Consider the following 19,392-nt stretch of genomic DNA (forward strand, 5'->3'; position numbering starts at 1 on the left):
TTAATTAAAATTAGAAGAGTTTATTAATCTTAAAGATAGTGAAGATGCTTCATCAAAAAAACCGCTGCCAAAATCATTATTCATAAACCCATCTTCTCTCAAATCAAGTTGATATATTTGATTTTCTCCTTCAGGAATCTCATTTGGGTTATAAAAATAATATATAGCTATATCATTTTTTGAAATTCCTTCCTGCTTAGATGCTACTAAATATTGCAATTTTCTTATAAGATATTCTGAATGCGTTTCTACTACAATCTTAACATTTAAATTCCTATATGCATCTATGATAATATCGGCCAATTTACTCTGAAAGGATGGGTGTAGATTTGATTCTGGCTCTTCAAGAATTATTAATTTTCCATCTATGATTATATTTTCATAACCAATTATTGAGTTTTTTTCGCGTTTCTTGTATTCCATGTCACCATTCATAGCGAGTTGCATTAAGATCAATAATAGCTTTCTGGACCCTAGACCTAAATCTTCAATATTGGTTTCGCAAGACTTATGGATTACTTTATATGTAAATTTAATAATATCTCCATCTCCATCTCTTGTAGGATAGATAATCAATTCATCGGCAATATTTAAATTTTGTAACCATTTATTTATGAAATTTAATTGCTTTTCTGCTGTAAATTGGAAATAATAACCACCAAACTGATATAAAATCGAAGATTCAGGTTCAGATTCATTTTCATAAAAAGTAGATTTAAAACTTTGGTCTTGTCCAACATATGGTAAATCACTATTCAGTGTTATCCATGGGGTTTTAGCTAAAAATTGTGTTAAATCCTCTTCGAAGTAATCTAAAGATTGCGTTATTGTCCAATTTATTAGTTTTTCGATTAAATGAATATCATTAAAATCTAATTTACTATTCGGTTTTAGGAATTTATTATCCAAATAACTCATTAAGATTCCTTTAGGTTTAGTTTCAATATTTTCATTTGATAAAATTTCTGTTAAAACAAGATTTACTATGGGGCTGTTAATAGATTTAATTTGTTCTTCATAGAATTTGTTTAATTCTTTAGATCTAAAATTGTCTTTTTCAAACGCTTCTTTTATACTTAAAGGAATTATTTCGTAATTCATTAGAATATCATTCTCTTTAATTTTAAAAAGATTAGAAAATTTTCGGCTAATAATTTGATTAATCAATTGAGATTCAAAATTAAAATACTCAATAAGTAACTCATCATGATTTTTTATACCATTTTCAATTAAATAATCTAACAGTCCTCTTTCATAAGATTTTAATGGAAATTCATTGCTAAAAAAATCAGGATTTGATATAGCAATCTTAATAAAGTGACTTGGCAAAAGTATGTCATACTTTTTATTGAAATTAGTCTGCCAGTCTTTTTTTCCATTTTTTACTCTTTGCTCTTTCCAATACGTGCATATATAATTTTTTAAATTATTGTATTGTATACCATTTTCTAACCTCCAAATAGGCGTGTCGGCATTAATTACATTTTTTCCTTCAAAAATTTTATTGTTTTGATGGAGTTCTAAAGAAAATAACAGTTTATTTTCATAATAAAACGCCATTCTATTTAAGTAAAGATGCTCACTTTCAACTTTATTACTATTTTTTTTAGTAGGAGCATCAAAAGCATTACTGGTATATTTTAATTTGGCAGTAAGCTGCATTCCAGAAGTGTCATGTGGATCACTTGGAAACTTGTTTGCTAAATAGGTAAAAGAAAAAGTTAAACTTTTATCCGCAGCATTTTTTGATAAAAATTTTCTTAAATCGCCAAAATTCTTAATAGCATATTCATTTAAAAATAAGTGCTCAAAACTTTTAAGAACAATTCCACCACTACCGCCATGGTAATCTTTATCATATTCTAAGTAGTAGGTTCTGAAAATAAATCTAATAAAACTTATAAATGAGCTTTTGCCACTGTTATTGGCACCTGTAAGCACGGTGAGTGGTTTTATCTCTAAATTTACCTCATCCTTAAATAACTTAAAGTTTTGAACTCCAATTTTTGTAATCATAATATTTTATATGCTTCTATTTCCTAACCCCTCTAACTTCTCGATTATAAAACTCATTAAATAACATGGTTTTAAACATGGCATTAGCTTTATCATCCGTCATTTTGTTATAAAAGTCAAGTTTGGTGTTTATGAAATTTAAAAATTCGTTGTCAACCACTTCATCAAACTTATCCTTGATGTTATTTTTAGAATTTTGCTTGTTGAAATATGCCATCAACTCATCATTGTCATAAAGGTTTTTCTTTACTCTATTGAAATCCACTTTATCTTCTTCCGTTAGTTCTAAACCAAAGGTATCATTTAGGACTTTGATAATTTTGGTTAGCAAATCTAATTCATCTTCTGGTTTTTGGGTGGGACCTCCTGGTTTCATTCCTACATCTTCACCATTAGCAGATTCCAGTTCTAAATCTGTCGTAAATTTATGTTGGATTTTATAGCTATCTAACTCAATATCATTTACTACATCTAAAGGCAAGTTGCTTTGCGTATATGGTAGCTTCTTTAATAAAGCTGCTAAAAAAACATATTTTTTTTCAAGTTCAACATCCGTAAATGTGATAATCTGACTTAAAAAACGATACACTTTAGTAAACGACTGTACTGCCGCCTTAAAGGCTGCTTTGTCTTCTTCTTCAAGTTCGTGGTCGAAACGTGCTGAAATAGTATTTAAAATGGGTTGTATGGATTCCATATTCTCTTTTGATATGAAAAAAACATTAGCAAAGGCCTCTACTTCGGTATCGTAATACACGTTAAAGCCTTCAATAGTATTTAAAACATCGTATAAACTGTTAGGATCAGTTTCATTTTCTTCGTCCATATAGTTTTTACCATAAAAATGTTGAAAATCAGCTCTTACTAATTCAGGATCGTTTACAAAATCTAAAATCATGGTAGAATCTTTACCACGTCGGTTTCTATTTAAACGCGATAAGGTTTGTACTGTGTTAGCACCACCCAATTTTTTATCAACAAACATGGTGTGTAACAAGGGTTCATCAAATCCAGTTTGGTACTTATTCGCTACTATTAAAATTCTGTTTTGTGGTAATTTTAATGCTTCTGGAATACCTATTTTACCTCCCAAATTATTCATGCTTGTTTCGGTATAATCTTCTCCAGTTTCTTCATCTTTTACCGTTCCCGAAAAAGCAACAAGAGCTTTATATGGTAATTTCATTTCTTGCATGATTTCATCAAACTTACGCTTAAAACGAACGGCATGTAAGCGTGATTTGGTAACCAACATCGCCCTAGCTTGACCTTGTATTTCGTTTTGGGTTTGACTTGCAAAATGCTCAATAATAATTCTAGCTTTCTTTTCTATGGCATGGTCTTGTAAATCGACATAATTTCCTAAAACACGAACTGTTTTTTTCTTTTCGTATTCTTTGTCGTCAATTTCTGTGCGCTTTACTAATTTGTAGTATCGTTTAAACGACATGTAGTTTTTAAGCACATCTTTAATAAACCCTTCTCTAATGGCTTCTTCCATGGTGTATTCATCAAAGGCGGTAATTTGCCCATTCACTTTGGTTCCAAACAATTCCAATGTTTTGGGCTTTGGTGTGGCGGTAAAAGCAAACTGTGAAATATTAGGTTGCTGGCCTTTTTTAGAAATCTCTTCTGCAATAATCTCATCAATTGTTTTAATGTCTTTTTCCTCTTCTGCGGCTTCTTCCAAGCTTAATGCTTTGCGCATATGCCTTGAAGCTTCACCAGATTGTGAACTATGTGCCTCATCTATTAAAATGGCATATTTTCTATCGGGAAAACTGGTTACCACGTTTGAAATGATGGGAAACTTTTGTATAGTAGTTATAATAATTCGTTTCTTTTCTTCAATGGCTTGTTTTAAGTCTTGTGCTGTGGTTTTTTCGTCTAAATATGCTACTACTCCGGGAGTGTTGTCTAACTGACGGATATTATCCTGTATTTGTTTATTTAACACGCGTCTATCAGTCACAACTATAATAGAATCGTATAAGGCTTTATTATCGGTATAATTTTGATAAAAATTAGCCAATCGATACGCTAACCAAGTAATGGTGTTCGATTTTCCTGAACCTGCCGAATGTTGTACCAAATAGTTTTTACCTGTTCCATCTGTTTTTAAGGCTTCTAAAATGCGATTTACAGCACGACGTTGATGAAAACGTGGAAACAATAGTTTAGTAGATGTTTTATCTTCTAGCTTTTTGGTTGCTGGGTTGTATATTTTTTCTTTGTCGGTTTGTACACTTACAAAGTTTTGTACTAAGTCCATTAAAGAATCTTTGCGCCATACATCTTCCCATAAGTAAGCTACTGCAAACCCATTGGGATTTTCGTTAACCAAACCTTTATTAAATGGTAAAAAATAGGTGGATCTTCCTTTAAGCTCGGTTGCCATTAACACTTTTTCGGTACCCACAGCAAAATGAACCAAACAACGTTTAAATTCTAAAAAAGGTTCGCCTTTTGGTTCTCTATCTTGTATATATTGTTTAACCGCATTGTGGTGGTTTTGACCTGTTAATGCATTTTTAAGTTCGGCAGTTACTACCGGAATACCATTTATAAACAACACAAAATCTATAGAATTGTTGTTGCGATTGGAGTATTTTAATTGGCGTACAATAGCTAAACGGTTTTTAACATACGCCACCTCATGCTCTGGTGTTTTATTGTGTGCTGGTTTAAAATAAGCCAATTCAAGCTTTTCGCCTCTATCTTTTATGCCATTACGCAACACATCGAGGGTTTTGTTTTTAGAAATATTTTTGGCAACATTTTCAACAATTTTAGTGTCTACCTGTGTGCCATATTGTTTTTGTAAAGCTTCATATTGTTTAGGTTGTGTATCTTTTACAAACGCAATAATCTCGTTAGGTATCACGCATAAATCTTTATCATATAAAGCTGCTGAAATGCTATGATACTCCTTAACCGTATTGGTTAAATAGTTTTCTATATGTTCCTCGAAATGGATTTCTTTAGTGCCTGATGCCATAATTTATGATTTTACCAATCTAACGTTGTGCTTGTTTGTTCCGGGTCACTACACATACATGGGTCTTCCATACATGCACCACAGTATGCTTTTTGCATTTCTACTTTTTCTTCTTTTAACTTTTCAACTTCCTGTTCAAGGTCTGTTTTTTCATTATTTAATGCTTTTTCATAAAGCTTTTCCAATTCCTCTTCTGAAATATTTTTAAATCTTTTAAGTGTGTCAATAACAATTTGAGGTTTTTCAACTGCATTAATTTCTAGAAGTTTAGTTTTTTTATAAGTTACTGTCAAACATTTCCATCTACCATTCCATTTATATTCATCAAGCCATGATATACTTACATTGTTAGTTACAAGTGTATAGGTGTTTTTACTATATGTTTTATTAGGTTCTTTTAAAACAATATTTAATGGCTCTTTTTCAGATTCTATAATCTCAAAGGAATCTTTATTTACAACTATATATTTTGTCATATTATTAGTTTTGTATGTATTTTCACAGCGCTTAATTACCCCCAAACTCCATTTTTTCTTGGTTTTTCATTGTTTTGTGTCTTTAATTTATATCTTTTGACCCCATTATGAGCCCTTTATTTTAACTTGTTGAATACTAATACGACCCCTTTATTTATTTGTAATTCATTAAAAAACAGAGTTTTATAAAAATATTGATAAAGTTAACCCATCTTTTGGCCCCATGATGTCCCCTTTATTTGAGTTTACTCTGTCCCCATGGTGTCCCCTTTTAAAACATACGTGGTACCAGCACCAGTGGAGCCACTTTTTACCAAATACGATCCTTCTAAATCGGTTAAATATCTAGTGGCTGTTCTTTTGGAAACTTTACATAGTTTTTGAACAACCGAATTTGAAATACTTTGATGCTTTTGAACATATAAAATTATAGTTATAAACTCTGGTTTTAGTCCTTTTGCAGCTAAAGAGGACACTGTATAGTTAATAAGCGTTACCTCAAAATCTGGTGCTGTATTGGTGAAAATGGGTGGTGCTATTTTATGTGCTTTGCAGGCATTAATAATTTTTATGGTACCACGTCCCCAAGATTCTATATAACCTGCTCTAAATAATGTGTTGGCAATATCTGGATTAAATGGTTTAGATGGGTGTTTTTGAGTTAACCTATCTACCGTCCAATTTCCAGGGAGCTGCCCTTCGTTCCAAAAAATAATTTTATCGTTATAAACACTTATTTGAATAGGAATACCGCTGCTGTAATCTTTATGTGCAATGGCATTTAATAACGCTTCTCTAACTGCATCTTGTGGAAAGGTGAATTTTTCTTCACGTGTGCCATCTTCTGCATACGAAATACTTGCCTTATCGTATTTTGTTTTTAATAAGTCTAAAGCTTCTTCGGCTTGTTCTAGCAAATTACCTTTTACTTCATCTTGATATTTTAAATCGTCGTCGGTTTCAAAAAAACCAATTTTAATGTACGACCCTGTAATGTATTTTTCTGGGTTGGGATGAAACAACAAAACCGCAGCCCGTTTTAGCATGTTTTCGTTATCGGCATACAGGTTTAGGTTTTCTAATAATTCTTTATTGGTGCCTTGTAAATCTTCTGTAGCTAAACGTTTGCTTTTTTCGGCTTTGATTCTAAACCCATCAAAGGTGTTGGCTTTTAAATCTTTAACTGTAACATTAGGAACAGGAACAGCATCCCACTTTTTACCTTGGCGTTCCAACAAAAATTTGGTTAATGCAGCGCCTTTTAGTTCCTGCAAAGTACTGCCTGTACGGTAATAATATTTACCTCTTAAACTTATAGGAAACGGATACGACTCAACCACAATTTCCAGGTATTCCAACCCCTCTTTGGCGCGCAAATTAACTGCTACTATTAAGCCTAAAACATCGCGTATTTGGTTGGGTAAATCTTCTAATAGTTTTTTAGCATTGTTAATGCCTTTTACAACACCATGATCATTAATACCAATATATAAGGTGCCGCCTTGTGCATTGGCAAAACCGCATACCCATTTTAGGTACTCGTCGCGCCAAGATTCTTTCCACTCGATGTTTTGACTCTCTGCCATAGTTATGCCATTTGTGTGGTTTTAGGTTGCCAATCTCTTACATCTATTTTGCCGGTAACCGCTTCACTAATTATGGATTGACGGTAGCTTTTTAGTTTTTTGATTTGCATATTATTTAAACTTATAATTTTATTTAATTTTTTAGTTTGAGTTTTTAATTCCCTAATAATTGACTCTCTCTCGTTTTCATCTGTCGGAAAAGCTATTTGCATATTATTTAGAACCCCTATTGTTAACTGATTTATTGTAGATGATAAAAACAAACTGGATAGCCCAGTGAAAATATCAGAATTAAAAAAATAATACATAAAACTATTGTAATCGGAACGATATATAGTCATAAAAGCACCCCAACTTTGATTTTCTACTCGCGCATCAAGCATGATATTTTTACCTATCAAGTTTCGACTACCATTCCTAGAGCATAATAGAATATCCCCTGTTATAGTTATATATTTTTTAGCAATTTGTTTATTAACATAAACAGTGTCATTTAATTCTAATTTACCGTTCTGAATATTTGAAGACCTTAAAACTAAAGTTCCATTGTCAGTCACATCATCTGGACTATACGTAATTCCAGTTATCGATTCTCCCAGATGCTTTAACTTTTTAACTTCCCAATGCTCCGGAATTTCACCCAACCACTCAATACCAGAATCTTTCATATTGGCATTTGGGTTTAAACCTTTGGTTACGGCTTCGTTAATGATGGCTTGCCGTTGGGCTTGTAGTTTTTGTATTAATAGCTCTTTTTTTTCGATTAAGGCATCAATTATGGCGGTTTGGTGGTCTAGGTAGTTGGCTATATGGGTTTGTTCGTTGATTGGAAAATAAAAAACATTTAACTTTCGTAATACAGATAGAGAAACAAAATTTTGAACACCACCATTCGAGTTTAAATCAAACTGCCTCTCCACAAAATCACTAGATAAAAGATAGTTTAAATAGGAAACATTAATTTTATTACTATTTGAGGTTTTAAATAAGGCTACATTTTTTATCGAAAACTCACGATCGGTTTTTACAATTACTGGTGAGCCAACAGTTCCAATCATTGGCATTAAAATATCTCCTTTAGAAACGTCTGATCTTTTAATAATCTGATAATGATCTTCTTTAGTAATAAATTTACATTTATTAAATTCTAAATTTCCAGAGACCAAATCTTTTGAGGTTACTAACGGAAAACTAAATTCATCTTCATCGACGTATGAAGGGGAATCGTGTGTACCATCTTTAACTTCCATAAAATAGTTCATTTTACCAGTTTGCCAATGAACTGGAATTTCATTAATCAAATCTAAATCTGTACTTCTATATGATTCGTATCTCTCCATTATGCCAACAAATCATTTAAAAGTTTGTTTATGTCGTTTTCAAGGTCAACAATTTCGGCTTTAATTTCAGCCGCTGGTTGTAAACCTTTGTACTCGTAAAAGTATTTGGTAAAGTTAATTTCGTAACCAATACGGGTTTTATCGTAATCTATCCAGGCATCGGGTACGTGTGGCAATACTTCGTTAGAGAAATAGGTTTCTATATCGTCAGTTAAAGGCACGTTCTCTTTATCTCGCTTTTTAGAGTCTGGCTTTGGGTTGCCTTTTAGCATTTTCATTTTGCCCTTGGCGTCGTATTCAGGTTGCTCTATGGTGAGTTGGTAGTAGCCAAAAGCCTCGTTATTAAATATTTTACAATAGTCGCTTTCTTCAAAATTGGTGTATAAGTCTAATAAGGCAGCAATATGTGCTTGGGTTAATTCGTTACGTTTGTTACCCAAACTCTTTTTGTTGGAGCGTGCAAAAATATGGTCGGTTTGTTCTTTTCCTTTGCCGTTAACGCCTGTAACTTGGGTAGCATTGCCGTTAATTAACTGCACTTTACCTTTGCGGTTTGGGGCTTTTTTATTGGTTAAAAACCAAATGTAGGTGTTTATGCCCGTGTTGTAAAACAGGTCTTTGGGTAAGGCAATGATACACTCCAGCCAATCGTTTTCTATAATCCATTTACGTATGTCGCTTTCGCCACTCCCAGCATCTCCTGTAAATAATGGGGAACCGTTGGTTACAACACCAATTCGGGAACCGTTGGTTTTATCCATTTTAGAAATCATGTGTTGTAAGAACAACAATTGCCCATCGCTGGTTCGTGGTGTCCCTGCATAAAACCTCCCTGCTGGATTTAGTGCTTCGTTTTCTATAAAGTTTTTGTCTTTTTTCCAAGTAACACCATACGGCGGATTTGCCATCATGTAATGGAATTGCTTGCCTTGAAATTGGTCGTCTGTAAATGAGTTACCGTGTTTTACATCGCGTGGGTTTTCGCCAGATATTAAAGCCTCAGATTTTGCAATAGCACACGATTGCTCGTTTAACTCCTGCCCATAGGTTAAAATGGTGGGTTTGTGGGTGGTGTTTTTACACAAATAATCCAACACATAGTTTTTACCCAAATTCACCATACCACCCGTACCGCACGCTGGATCGAATATGGTGCGAATGATACCGGGTTTTGAAAGTTCTTCTTTTTCGGGTGTGAAAATAATGGCGTTCATAAGTGCAATAACATCACGAGGGGTAAAATGCTCACCCGCTGTTTCATTGGATTGCTCGTTAGAGATACGGATGAGCTCCTCGAACACATAACCCATACTGTGGTTATCGATGGTGTTTTGGTGCAAATCTATTTTGCAGATGGCATCAATCATTTCATAAAGCAATCGGTTTTTAACCAATCGTGCAATAATCTTATCGAACTGAAAACTTTCCAGAATATCCCGTACTTCGGGGTTGAACCCGTTTAGGTAATTGTTGAAGTTTATTTCAATGTATTGCGGTTCGTCTTTTAGCGAATGCAAAGTGTGTTTTGAGGTGTTGTAATAGGTAAGGCCGTTGGCTGCTTTTTTAAGAATGGGGTCTAGTTTGTCTTCGGTAACCTTATCTTTAAAATCGTTATAGCTTTTACGAACTTTTTCGTTTACTACTTCAAGCATACAATCTAGCCTGCGTATTACTACAAAAGGAAGTAGTACATCTCCAATTTCATTTTTCTTAAAGGCATCGCGTAACACATCGTCTGTGATTTGCCATATGAATCCTACGTCTACTTTGTTTGTTATGGTGCTCATTTATTGTTTTTTCTTATTGTATGATACAAATATATGTTTTATGTGTGCAGTGGGTTTGCGTGGTTATTATTTTTTTAATGTTTCAAATCTTATGTCCATTTGAATGTCTTTTAATATTTGAAAACTAGATAAATAATGCACACCACTATTTTTATCAAAGTCGTTGAAAGGTGTTTTCGTGTCCACAGGACGTTTATGATAACCGTCTGAAGAATAGGTTCTGTTTTTTACATATGGATACACCATATCAACATCTAAATTAATTCGTTCTGCAATATCGATAGCCGATTTTTTAGCATAATAATCTTCTTTGAACACTGCTAGTCCTTCTTTTAAGTTTAAAAGAAATTTTTGTCCAGGTTCATTGATTTCATAATAATCTCTAACTTCTTCTCCTACCATATTACCCTCATTAAACATATATCTAAGCACAGGCAAATCGAAAGCACGCATAAACTCATTAAAGAGATTATTTGTACCTAATAAATGGGTTTTTCTAAAGTTGCCAAAGTTTGTTCTTTCCATTTTTTTTATTGTAGTACAAATGTAAATATCATGTGCGCACTGGATTTGCGTAGGTTAATTGAAGTTAGACAATATTGGACTATTAACGTTGCCAATATTAAAAATCAAACTAGTTTCGTTTTTATTATTGTTATTTATTAGATTAAAAACATTTAAGGCATTATTTAAATGTTGATGTTTTCTAATTTGACCTACATAATTATTTATATCCTTAAATACCCAGTTTCTATCACCATTAGTTTCATTTTTGATTTTTCCTTTTGCAAATGAAACAAAACCTTTATGACTATAAATATAATGGTAATTTGTAATGATAACTCTTTCGTGAAATGTTCTAGTGTCGGTTTGTGTTACAACTGAAATGTCTATACCATTATTCCGTACTATTTTTTTATTCATCTTTTTGATGATTTCTTTAACTTTTTCTTTGTTAATATTGCCTCCTTTGTTTTGTAAAACAATTAAAAGGTGAAAGGGAACTTCTAATGATTTTGGAATTAAATTTTCTAGTATAGGGTAAATGTTATCGTCATTTTCATCTCTATATTTAGAGAGGTCATTCCACAAAAAATTATCAATTATAATAGCAGAATTAATTGGGTTTACTGGTTTTTCTTTAAACAACTCACTCCAGCATTTTAAAGACCCAAGTTTATTGTCTATAGTATACCCAAAGTGATAATTTTGATTTTCAATAAAACTATCAATTAGGCTAATAGCCAAAACACCGAACTGGTCTCTAATCTTTTCAGTTTCGTTTTGTTTTAGATCAAGTAATAAAATATCATTTAAAAAATTAGCATACTTTTTATTTGCTAATTCCTTGTATTTATCTTTATTTCCAGAGAGGCTTGAGTGTTCTCGTTTAAACAAGGATTTAAAAAAAGGGTTGTCATTAATTTTTTCAGAAATTTCATTTTCGTCAATATTTAAAACCACATCGCAAAATTGCTCCACAATATTATGCAAAGCGAGGTGGTCTTCTTTGAACATAAAAATTTCTTCTAAACTTTCTTCAGAACAAAATAGTTTGTGTGCTCCCATTATTTTGACTTTTGATTTACTCTATAAGTATTCATGGCTAATTCGTCAGCAACGTTAAAAAACCCAGAACCGAATGGTTTGTCGAATTTTCCATTTTCTAGATAATTCATTACATATGGCTCCCCTTGTTTTTGAAAATAATAAAGGCCAAAGGGATGTGCTGATTTATTGTTTATGGGAGGTTTAACATTTATATATAGAGATTGTCGTATTAAATACTCGGAGTGTGTTTCAATTATAAATCGAATATCAAACTCATTGAAAGCGTCAAGAAACAAATCAGCCAATTTGGATTGCAATGCAGGATGTAAATTAGCTTCGGGTTCTTCTATTAAAATTAGTGTAGCGGGTCGCCTGAGCAGCCTAAAACGAATATTAGAGTCATTTCGAGTATATTCTATATCAAGTGCTATTTTTAAAAGTATAGAGAAAATTTGCCCAGCACCAAATCCTTTATCAACAAGATTTATCCATGTAGTATTTTCCAAAATTTCAATTTTAGTTGCAACGCCTTCTATAGGACTAATTCTAAAATCCTCACCAATGTCAAATTCGTTCATCCATTTTTTAAGGAACACACCAGCTTTACTTTTTTTGTTAATAGGCTTAACAGAATGTTCTTTTATAAGTTCATTTATGTCTGAAGATGTATTACTATTTATATATAATCTGGTTTGATTATTTCTTTGAGGGCTAAGATGGTCTACAGTAAAACTTAAAGCAGCCATTATTTTATCGCTTAAACTGAGTAGTTTTGAAAATTCTTTTCTTTCATCAAATAGACCAAACTCATTTTCATTTTCTCTGAAGTATTTTGGTAAAACCCGTCTAATAACTCTGTCGATTGTTAAATTATTTGTTTGAAATTCACTCAAAGAAAATTCAGGCATAAACACCACTGAGTTTTTATTAGATGTTTTCGTTTCGCTTAATAGTTTATTAACACTTTTAAGTTTCTTTTTTGCGTCTGAAATTTCTTGATTTATCGAAATAATTTTTATCTGAATTTCTTTAGATGAAGACTCTTTTTTGTCCAGTTGTGCTATCTTTTCAGTATTTGATTTGGTTGATGAATTAGTTTCGTTGCTTGAAATTTCCACATTTAACCGTTCTATTTCCTTTTGCAGTTTAATAAACTGTCTCTCTAAATTTCCTTTTGTTTTTAAGTCATCTACCATTAAATTTTCAATGGTTCTAGCTAAGACCTGATTCTTTAGAAAATTATTATCTTCATTTTTATCTTGATTTCTTTCCAAAAAAAGACTGTCTAATTTCAGCAAATAATTTAAACCGCCGGTATGTTGAAGCGATAAGAAAGCACCATCTTCTCGAGTTATATTTAAAGATTCTAACCTTCCCCTATTAACTACATTATCCTTGATCTCAAATGGTTTAAAGTGCAGAATAATTTCATGGTCTCTATTAGAATACTGGAATTTTAAGTCAAGATTTTTTTTATTAAAATTATTTAGAGCATTTGAGTAACAATCAATTTTGTGTTTACGACTATTTTTTCCATTAAAATCTAACTCAAAATGGTTATTAGATTCAACATAATCTTCAAGCAAAAGGAGTGCTTTAAATATGTTAGATTTTCCAGAATTGTTTGTCCCTGTAAAAAAAGTAATCGGGGCAAGGTCTAAATCCCAAGAATCTTGAATTTTTCTAAAGTTGGATATTTTTACGTTTTCCATGGTGCAAATATTGTATTATAACTATGCAATCAATCTGCATGAGTATAATTGGTATTCATTTTTGTGATTTTTTCTTTAATTTCTGCCCTCAAACCAGCAGGTGAAATAACTTCAACGTCTTCCCCAAACGATAAAATTAATTGATATAATTCTGGGTTTGGTATCACTTCAATTTGAATAGTTAAACCAGTAGTGTCGGACTTAACTAGTTTTTGGGTACCGTGAAGAGGTTTTGTAAGCACGTAGTTAATACGGTTTTCGGAAAATTTTAATTCTATCACTTTAGGCTCTTCATCCATTGGTTTTGTAACTCCAACAATGTCGTCAAAATAATCTAGCCAATTTATGCAAGATTCTTCAAATACATTTGAGGTTTCCCGTATTTTAATAATCCTATCCAACGGGTAATTTGATAGGGCTTTATATTTTTCATTGTAGCAAAATAAAAACCAGCGGTCGTTATGTTGTTTTAAATGGTAGGGATGCACATTAATAGTTTCCGAATCTTTATTATAAGGTTGGTACTCTATTTCTAGAACTTTTCTTTTTATTATTTGATTAAATAATATGCCAACCAATTCTCGACCTTTTAAATCTTGATTTTCTTGATAGCTAATAATACTATCATCCCCGCTTTTAACCAAATTAAATGCTAATTCCATTCTAGGAATCAATTCCTCCAACCAATTAAACTCTTCTCTATGTTTATATCTTGATAAAATAACTAAGGTTGTTTCAAGTTGTTCCGAATCGTTTTGATTTAAAGGATGGTTTGCTAATGAGAAATTTTTGTCTTTATATCTAAAAATTCTTTTTTTAAATAGTTTAAGATCTTCATCAAGTTCGATGCTGTAACCAGCATCCGACTTCATGTGTTCAATATCGTATTGTAATTGCCTTTTCTGGATTCCGTCTGTACCTAAATCATATAAAACACTGTTGATTTCTTCAAGTAAATCTTCATAAGTATATTCCCTGTTAAAATTACTGAAGCATCGGTCTAAAATGGTATATCGAATTTGAGCATGTTTATTGGTTGCCATGAAAGAAGGTAATTAAAATTCAAACTATTTTGATAGTTTTTAAGGGATTTTAAAAATACTAAACTTTTTAAATAAAAGTCAGTTATACTTTACTTTTTTATCTATGCACTTCTATTGCGTATTAGTAGTTGATTTTTGTGTCAAACAACTAGAAAATGAAGCGTAACTCTAGTATAAGTATTCGGGAACTAAACGGTAATTTAGGATTTGACACAACAAATCAGGTTTGGTATGCCATCATGAAAATGGATCCGGAACTTTTAAATCTTTTACTTGATAGCAATATTGATTATGAAGATATAGGAAAAACTAGGTTTATTTCTAAATTAAAAAGAAAATTTGATACGTTTAGATCGCTCGGTGATTCGGAATTAATGTTAGATTTGGAATGTTGTAAGGGATGTAATTTTGATAAACCCATGTGTAAATTTATTGGAAATGTTAGTGGAAAACATTTTGGGTTATTTTTTGAATATAAAAACGATGAAATTTCCGATATTTACCATTGTTATTGGTACGAAAGTTCCAATTTATTAGATTTACTTTAATTATCATTTTGTTATGCAGATGTAATGCATATATCGAAATAATATTTGCATAAGTTCTTTGAAATATAACCGTAGTTAAAAAATTGAATTGCCTGCTTCGGCAGGTAGTCTGCTGTATTCGGCAGATGGTTGCAGTTTACTGCAACTAAATGTTAGAGATGTTATTGTAACCTAGTTCAAAACCCTCACTTTTTTTAGTTTTTAATATTTTATTATTATTTATTTTAATAGTGAAATCTACTTTCAAAGCTATTTAATTTTTAAAGTCATAGAGAAAGAATTAAAGCTACGGTTGTATTTTAAATTAAAAGTTAAAAATGAAACCAACCCCAAATCAAAAATATACCATAAGGCAACTTTTTGCTGAAATGAAAACTAAGGAAGACTTTTTAAGTCTTCTAAACTATTCTAAGGAAGTTTTATATAGGGAAAAAATGATTCCTTTTTCTATGAAACAATTGAACTTTTATGGTTCACCAAAATTCAATATTCATAGGTTTGATAAGAAGTTTTATCATGAATTTGAAATTCCCAAGAAATCTGGTTTAAAACGATTAATCCATGCACCTACAAAAGGTTTGAAAGAGTTTCAGAAAGCATTAAACTTAATTCTTCATTGTGTGTATGAACCCCATTATGCCGCCACTGGTTTTGTTCCGGACAAATCGATAGTTGACAATTCTAAGCCTCATGTTGGGAAATTGTATGTCTACAATATTGATTTAAAAGATTTTTTTCCGAGTATTGATGCCAGTCGCGTGTGGGGACGATTATTAGTAACGCCTTTTAATTTGGGAACTACAAATGAACGACGTTATATAGCGAACATGATTAAAATATTATGTTGTCATTATTTGCCAGCAGAACGTTTTGTTGACAATGTTTGGGTTACTGAAAAAAGACACGTTTTACCACAAGGAGCAGCAACATCTCCAACACTTACTAATGCCATTTGTGAACGTTTGGACATAAGATTATCTGGCGTTGCAAAACGATTTGGACTTACATATACGAGATATGCAGATGATATAACTTTTAGTAGTATGCACAACTCATTTCCGAACAAAGAAGGTGTTGCCGAAACTATTTTTAAAAAGGGTAGTACTTTTGATTTAGAATTGAGAAAAGTAATAGAGTCTCAAAATTTTCATATTAAAGAGAATAAAGTAAGATTACAAAAAAAAGGATATAAACAAGAAGTAACAGGTTTAGTCGTTAATGATAAAATTAACGTTCCAAGAAGTTATATTAAGGATTTGAGACATTGGATATACTTTTGGGAACGCTATGGTTATGACAAGGCATATGAACTATTTTTAAAAAAATACAGTAACAACAGAGGACATGTAAAAAAAGGTAAACCTAACATGGGCATGGTAATAGAAGGGAAGTTATTGTATTTAAAAATGGTAAAGGGAAGTGAAGATTCTACTTATTTAGGACTAAGAGAACGATTTAAAACTATTTGTGACGAAAATTCAAATGACAATAATAAAACAGTAAACACACATATTGAGGGGTTGCTGGAAGAGTTTTTCCTTAAAATGGATAAACCAATAGAGAATACTAATACTCAAAAAATATTAGATTTAATTTTTGAAGAAGGATTAGATAGGGCAATGGAACTTTACAAAACATAATATGGGAGCAGTTAAAAAGGAAAGTTTGGAAAAACTTCTTGTACTTATTGATGATATATGCAGTAAGGATGAGAATTTTTGGTTTAAGGACAAATTATCTATAAGCCTTGGCGTAAATAGCTCTCATGAAAAGACTTCTAATTTTAAATTATCGAAAATTGAAGGATATTTAAAGTTAGATGGCTATAAAATTATTGATTATACAGATATTAAAAATGAAGTTGTCAGAAATCAATTATTTCGTGACTGTATAGAGATGTCAAAATATAGGCTTGGAAAAATTAATGACACTATAAGTTTTGATGAATTTTGTCGTTATGCACATTTACAAGTAGAAGAACTTTTGAATTATTTTTATTATGAGAAATTCAAAGGTAAAATAGGTGAAGCCAATATTTTTATAACCAACAATTGGTCATTTTATATTCCTCCTAAAAGCAAAAAAATAGCTTCTATATCAGTTCAGGCAAAAGCAATTGGATTTTTGAATGAATATGGCTTTAATAATTCATCACTTTCAAGAACTTTAGACTTTTTAAGAGATTTTAGAAATGAACTTAGTCATCGAAACAGTTTTGAAACGAAAAAAGAAGATGATATTCTATCTACTTTAGCTCTAAAACGAATAAATGTCCAAAGTTCATATATTGATTTCCAGAACATTTCCAAAGAGGATATAAAGTTATATAATCAAGGCCGATTTATATATCTAAAAAGAAATCAAGATTACGTTGAAATATTGGAAAATCTGGAAATATTAAAAGAAGCTGTAGTTTTAGTTTTGCAATAATTTTAGAGGTGCAGATCTGTTGCACACTTATATTTTTAATTTGTCTTGTTGAATTAAAAATGCAAGACCATGAAAAATGCAATAACCATTTTGGACCACCTACAATTTGATTGCCCAACTTCAGAGCAAAAATCCGCTTTATTGGGTATGTCAGATTTTATAAAAGAATCAAATAATGATGATTTCTTTATTTTATGTGGGGCAGCAGGCACAGGAAAAACATCTATTACGACAGCATTAATTGGTTATTTAAACACAAAGTGTATTGCATATAATATTGCAGCCCCAACCGGAAGAGCAGCAAGAATTTTGGGAAGGAAGTCTAAAACAGTAAACAGCACCATTCATTCCCTTATATACAATGTAAAGTCTAATGCCGACACGGGTGAGGTTGTTTTTGAATTAAAACATAACGATGTAAAAGATTTTAATGTATTTATTATAGATGAAGCCTCTATGATTTCTTCTAAACCTCAAAATGAGGAAGGAAACTTATTTAAAAGTAAAAATTCACTACTTAAAGACCTTATTCGATTTGTTAAAAGTGGAAATAGTAATAATAAAATTATTTTCCTGGGTGATAAAAACCAATTACCACCTATTAATGAAACGGAATCATTAGCACTTTCTAAGGATTATCTTGAAAATAATTTTAATTTAAGTGGTTCATCAAGCTTGTTAAGCGAGGTAAAACGTCAAGAAGATGGTAGTTGTGTCTTAAAAAACGCTGTCTTACTTAAAGATGGGATTGAAAGGAATCAAAAAAGCGTGAACTTATTTGGAATAAAAAAACAATCAGTAGAAGATGCTTCGCGCAGTTATGTTTTAGACTATATGGCTAATGGACAAGATTCTATTATTTCTATTGGAACAACTCATAAAATGAACATGATGTTTAATAATAGCGTTCGGTCTAAAATTTATGGCTATAAAGCTAAAGCAATTGAAATGGGCGATTTATTGCTTATAACCCAAACATGGAAACGTAATGGCTTTCAACTTTATAGTGGTGATCATGTGGTGGTAAAGGAATTTGATATCGATGATGTTGAAACAGTAGCTGGTTTAAGATTTATGCAAGTTAAATTGGTGTCTAAAAATTTAGAAGGAAAAGAGGAAGAAATTGATGATTATCTTTTGTTGGATTGTATCACTAATCCTCAAGGATTAAGTTTAAAACAAGAAAATTTCTTGCGTCATGAACGTTTTAAGAAAAACAAAGTTTACAGAGAAAGTTTAAAGCCCTGGGATGATAAATATGTGGGAGCAATTAGAGCTACTTATGGACACTCGATAACCTGTAATAAAGCACAAGGTGGTGAATGGGATAACGTTTTGATTAATTCTTTCTTTATGCCTTCTTTGAGGTATCAATATACTGCAATAACAAGAGCAAAGAAAAAGGTGTGCTTTTATTAAATTTCCAATACAGTAATGGCTATATAGTAGATTACTCAAAAATATATAAGGAGCAAGGAAATTCAGAACCTTGGAGAGTTAGTAGATAAATGAAAATATTATGTATGATTAATGTGTCAAAACACCCCATTTCCAGCACATATTTTTTCATTCACTCAGCAAAAGCATCATTTCATAAAAAATAAGAGCTTCCTGTTCCGCACAATATCAGTTATGACATTTTAGGATATTTCATTTATATAACCTAAAACGCCATTACCAATATTTTTAGCCCACTCGCAATTTAGAATTTCTATTGAAATTTAGAAAGGGCATCCTAATTATTCCAATGAGCTTGTGACTTTTCCAAAGAAGTTTTAAAATTTGTTTCTCAACAGATTGCATAATCAGGTGCAAAAAACGGGCATAGTATACCACCCACAGCGGATTAAAGTGAGCATAGTGCGGCGGGTGAAAGTGAACCACCCACAGCGGACGAAAGTGAAC

14 protein-coding genes are annotated in these 19,392 nt (G+C 31.7%); 4 read left to right on the forward strand and 10 right to left on the reverse strand.

What is annotated here, in order from left to right; translation table 11 throughout:
* The 10 genes from EV196_RS03520 to EV196_RS03565 all read right to left on the reverse strand — a co-directional run bounded on the left by EV196_RS03520 (position 1) and on the right by EV196_RS03565 (position 14,509).
* A complete protein-coding gene (locus EV196_RS03520) occupies positions 1-2,016 on the reverse strand; it encodes an AAA family ATPase (protein ID WP_132214934.1) in 2,016 nt (671 codons plus the stop codon).
* 16 nt (positions 2,017-2,032) lie between these two features.
* Positions 2,033-5,014 carry a type I restriction endonuclease subunit R gene (locus EV196_RS03525; protein ID WP_132214936.1) on the reverse strand — a complete coding sequence of 994 codons (2,982 nt, stop codon included), beginning with the start codon at positions 5,012-5,014 and terminating at the stop codon, positions 2,033-2,035.
* 11 nt (positions 5,015-5,025) lie between these two features.
* Positions 5,026-5,490, reverse strand: coding sequence for a hypothetical protein (locus EV196_RS03530; RefSeq protein ID WP_132214938.1), 465 nt, complete (start codon positions 5,488-5,490; stop codon positions 5,026-5,028).
* 245 nt (positions 5,491-5,735) lie between these two features.
* Positions 5,736-7,076 carry an ATP-binding protein gene (locus EV196_RS03535; protein ID WP_132214940.1) on the reverse strand — a complete coding sequence of 447 codons (1,341 nt, stop codon included), beginning with the start codon at positions 7,074-7,076 and terminating at the stop codon, positions 5,736-5,738.
* A gap of 2 nt (positions 7,077-7,078) precedes the next feature.
* A complete protein-coding gene (locus EV196_RS03540; protein ID WP_132214942.1) occupies positions 7,079-8,416 on the reverse strand; it encodes a restriction endonuclease subunit S in 1,338 nt (445 codons plus the stop codon).
* The gene (locus EV196_RS03545; RefSeq protein ID WP_132214944.1) at positions 8,416-10,203 is read right to left on the reverse strand and encodes a type I restriction-modification system subunit M; all 1,788 of its coding nucleotides are present in this window, start codon (positions 10,201-10,203) and stop codon (positions 8,416-8,418) included. The genes EV196_RS03540 and EV196_RS03545 overlap by 1 nt, the downstream gene beginning before the upstream one ends.
* 66 nt (positions 10,204-10,269) lie before the next feature.
* Positions 10,270-10,728 (reverse strand): hypothetical protein, encoded by a 459-nt coding sequence (locus EV196_RS03550; protein ID WP_132214946.1) that lies wholly within the window; start codon positions 10,726-10,728, stop codon positions 10,270-10,272.
* A gap of 54 nt (positions 10,729-10,782) precedes the next feature.
* Positions 10,783-11,772 (reverse strand): hypothetical protein, encoded by a 990-nt coding sequence (locus EV196_RS03555; RefSeq protein ID WP_132214948.1) that lies wholly within the window; start codon positions 11,770-11,772, stop codon positions 10,783-10,785.
* Positions 11,772-13,466: an AAA family ATPase gene (locus EV196_RS03560; RefSeq protein ID WP_132214950.1), complete on the reverse strand. Its 1,695-nt coding sequence runs from the start codon at positions 13,464-13,466 to the stop codon at positions 11,772-11,774. The genes EV196_RS03555 and EV196_RS03560 overlap by 1 nt, the downstream gene beginning before the upstream one ends.
* 29 nt (positions 13,467-13,495) lie before the next feature.
* Complete coding sequence (locus tag EV196_RS03565; protein ID WP_132214952.1) at positions 13,496-14,509, reverse strand: helix-turn-helix transcriptional regulator; 1,014 nt, start codon at positions 14,507-14,509, stop codon at positions 13,496-13,498.
* 155 nt (positions 14,510-14,664) lie between these two features.
* Between EV196_RS03565 and EV196_RS03570 the strand changes: the two genes are divergently transcribed.
* From EV196_RS03570 to EV196_RS03585, 4 genes are all read left to right on the forward strand, one after another.
* A complete protein-coding gene (locus EV196_RS03570; protein WP_132214954.1) occupies positions 14,665-15,057 on the forward strand; it encodes a hypothetical protein in 393 nt (130 codons plus the stop codon).
* 317 nt (positions 15,058-15,374) lie between these two features.
* Positions 15,375-16,697 (forward strand): reverse transcriptase domain-containing protein, encoded by a 1,323-nt coding sequence (locus tag EV196_RS03575; RefSeq protein ID WP_132214956.1) that lies wholly within the window; start codon positions 15,375-15,377, stop codon positions 16,695-16,697.
* A gap of 1 nt (position 16,698) precedes the next feature.
* Positions 16,699-17,487 (forward strand): hypothetical protein, encoded by a 789-nt coding sequence (locus EV196_RS03580; protein ID WP_132214958.1) that lies wholly within the window; start codon positions 16,699-16,701, stop codon positions 17,485-17,487.
* A 69-nt stretch (positions 17,488-17,556) separates the two neighbouring features.
* Positions 17,557-18,906 (forward strand): ATP-dependent DNA helicase, encoded by a 1,350-nt coding sequence (locus tag EV196_RS03585; RefSeq protein WP_132214960.1) that lies wholly within the window; start codon positions 17,557-17,559, stop codon positions 18,904-18,906.
* The last annotated feature ends 486 nt before the right edge of the window (positions 18,907-19,392 follow it).

Origin of the sequence: Mariniflexile fucanivorans (genome assembly GCF_004341235.1) — a bacterium.
GTDB classification, from domain to species: Bacteria; Bacteroidota; Bacteroidia; order Flavobacteriales; family Flavobacteriaceae; genus Mariniflexile; species Mariniflexile fucanivorans.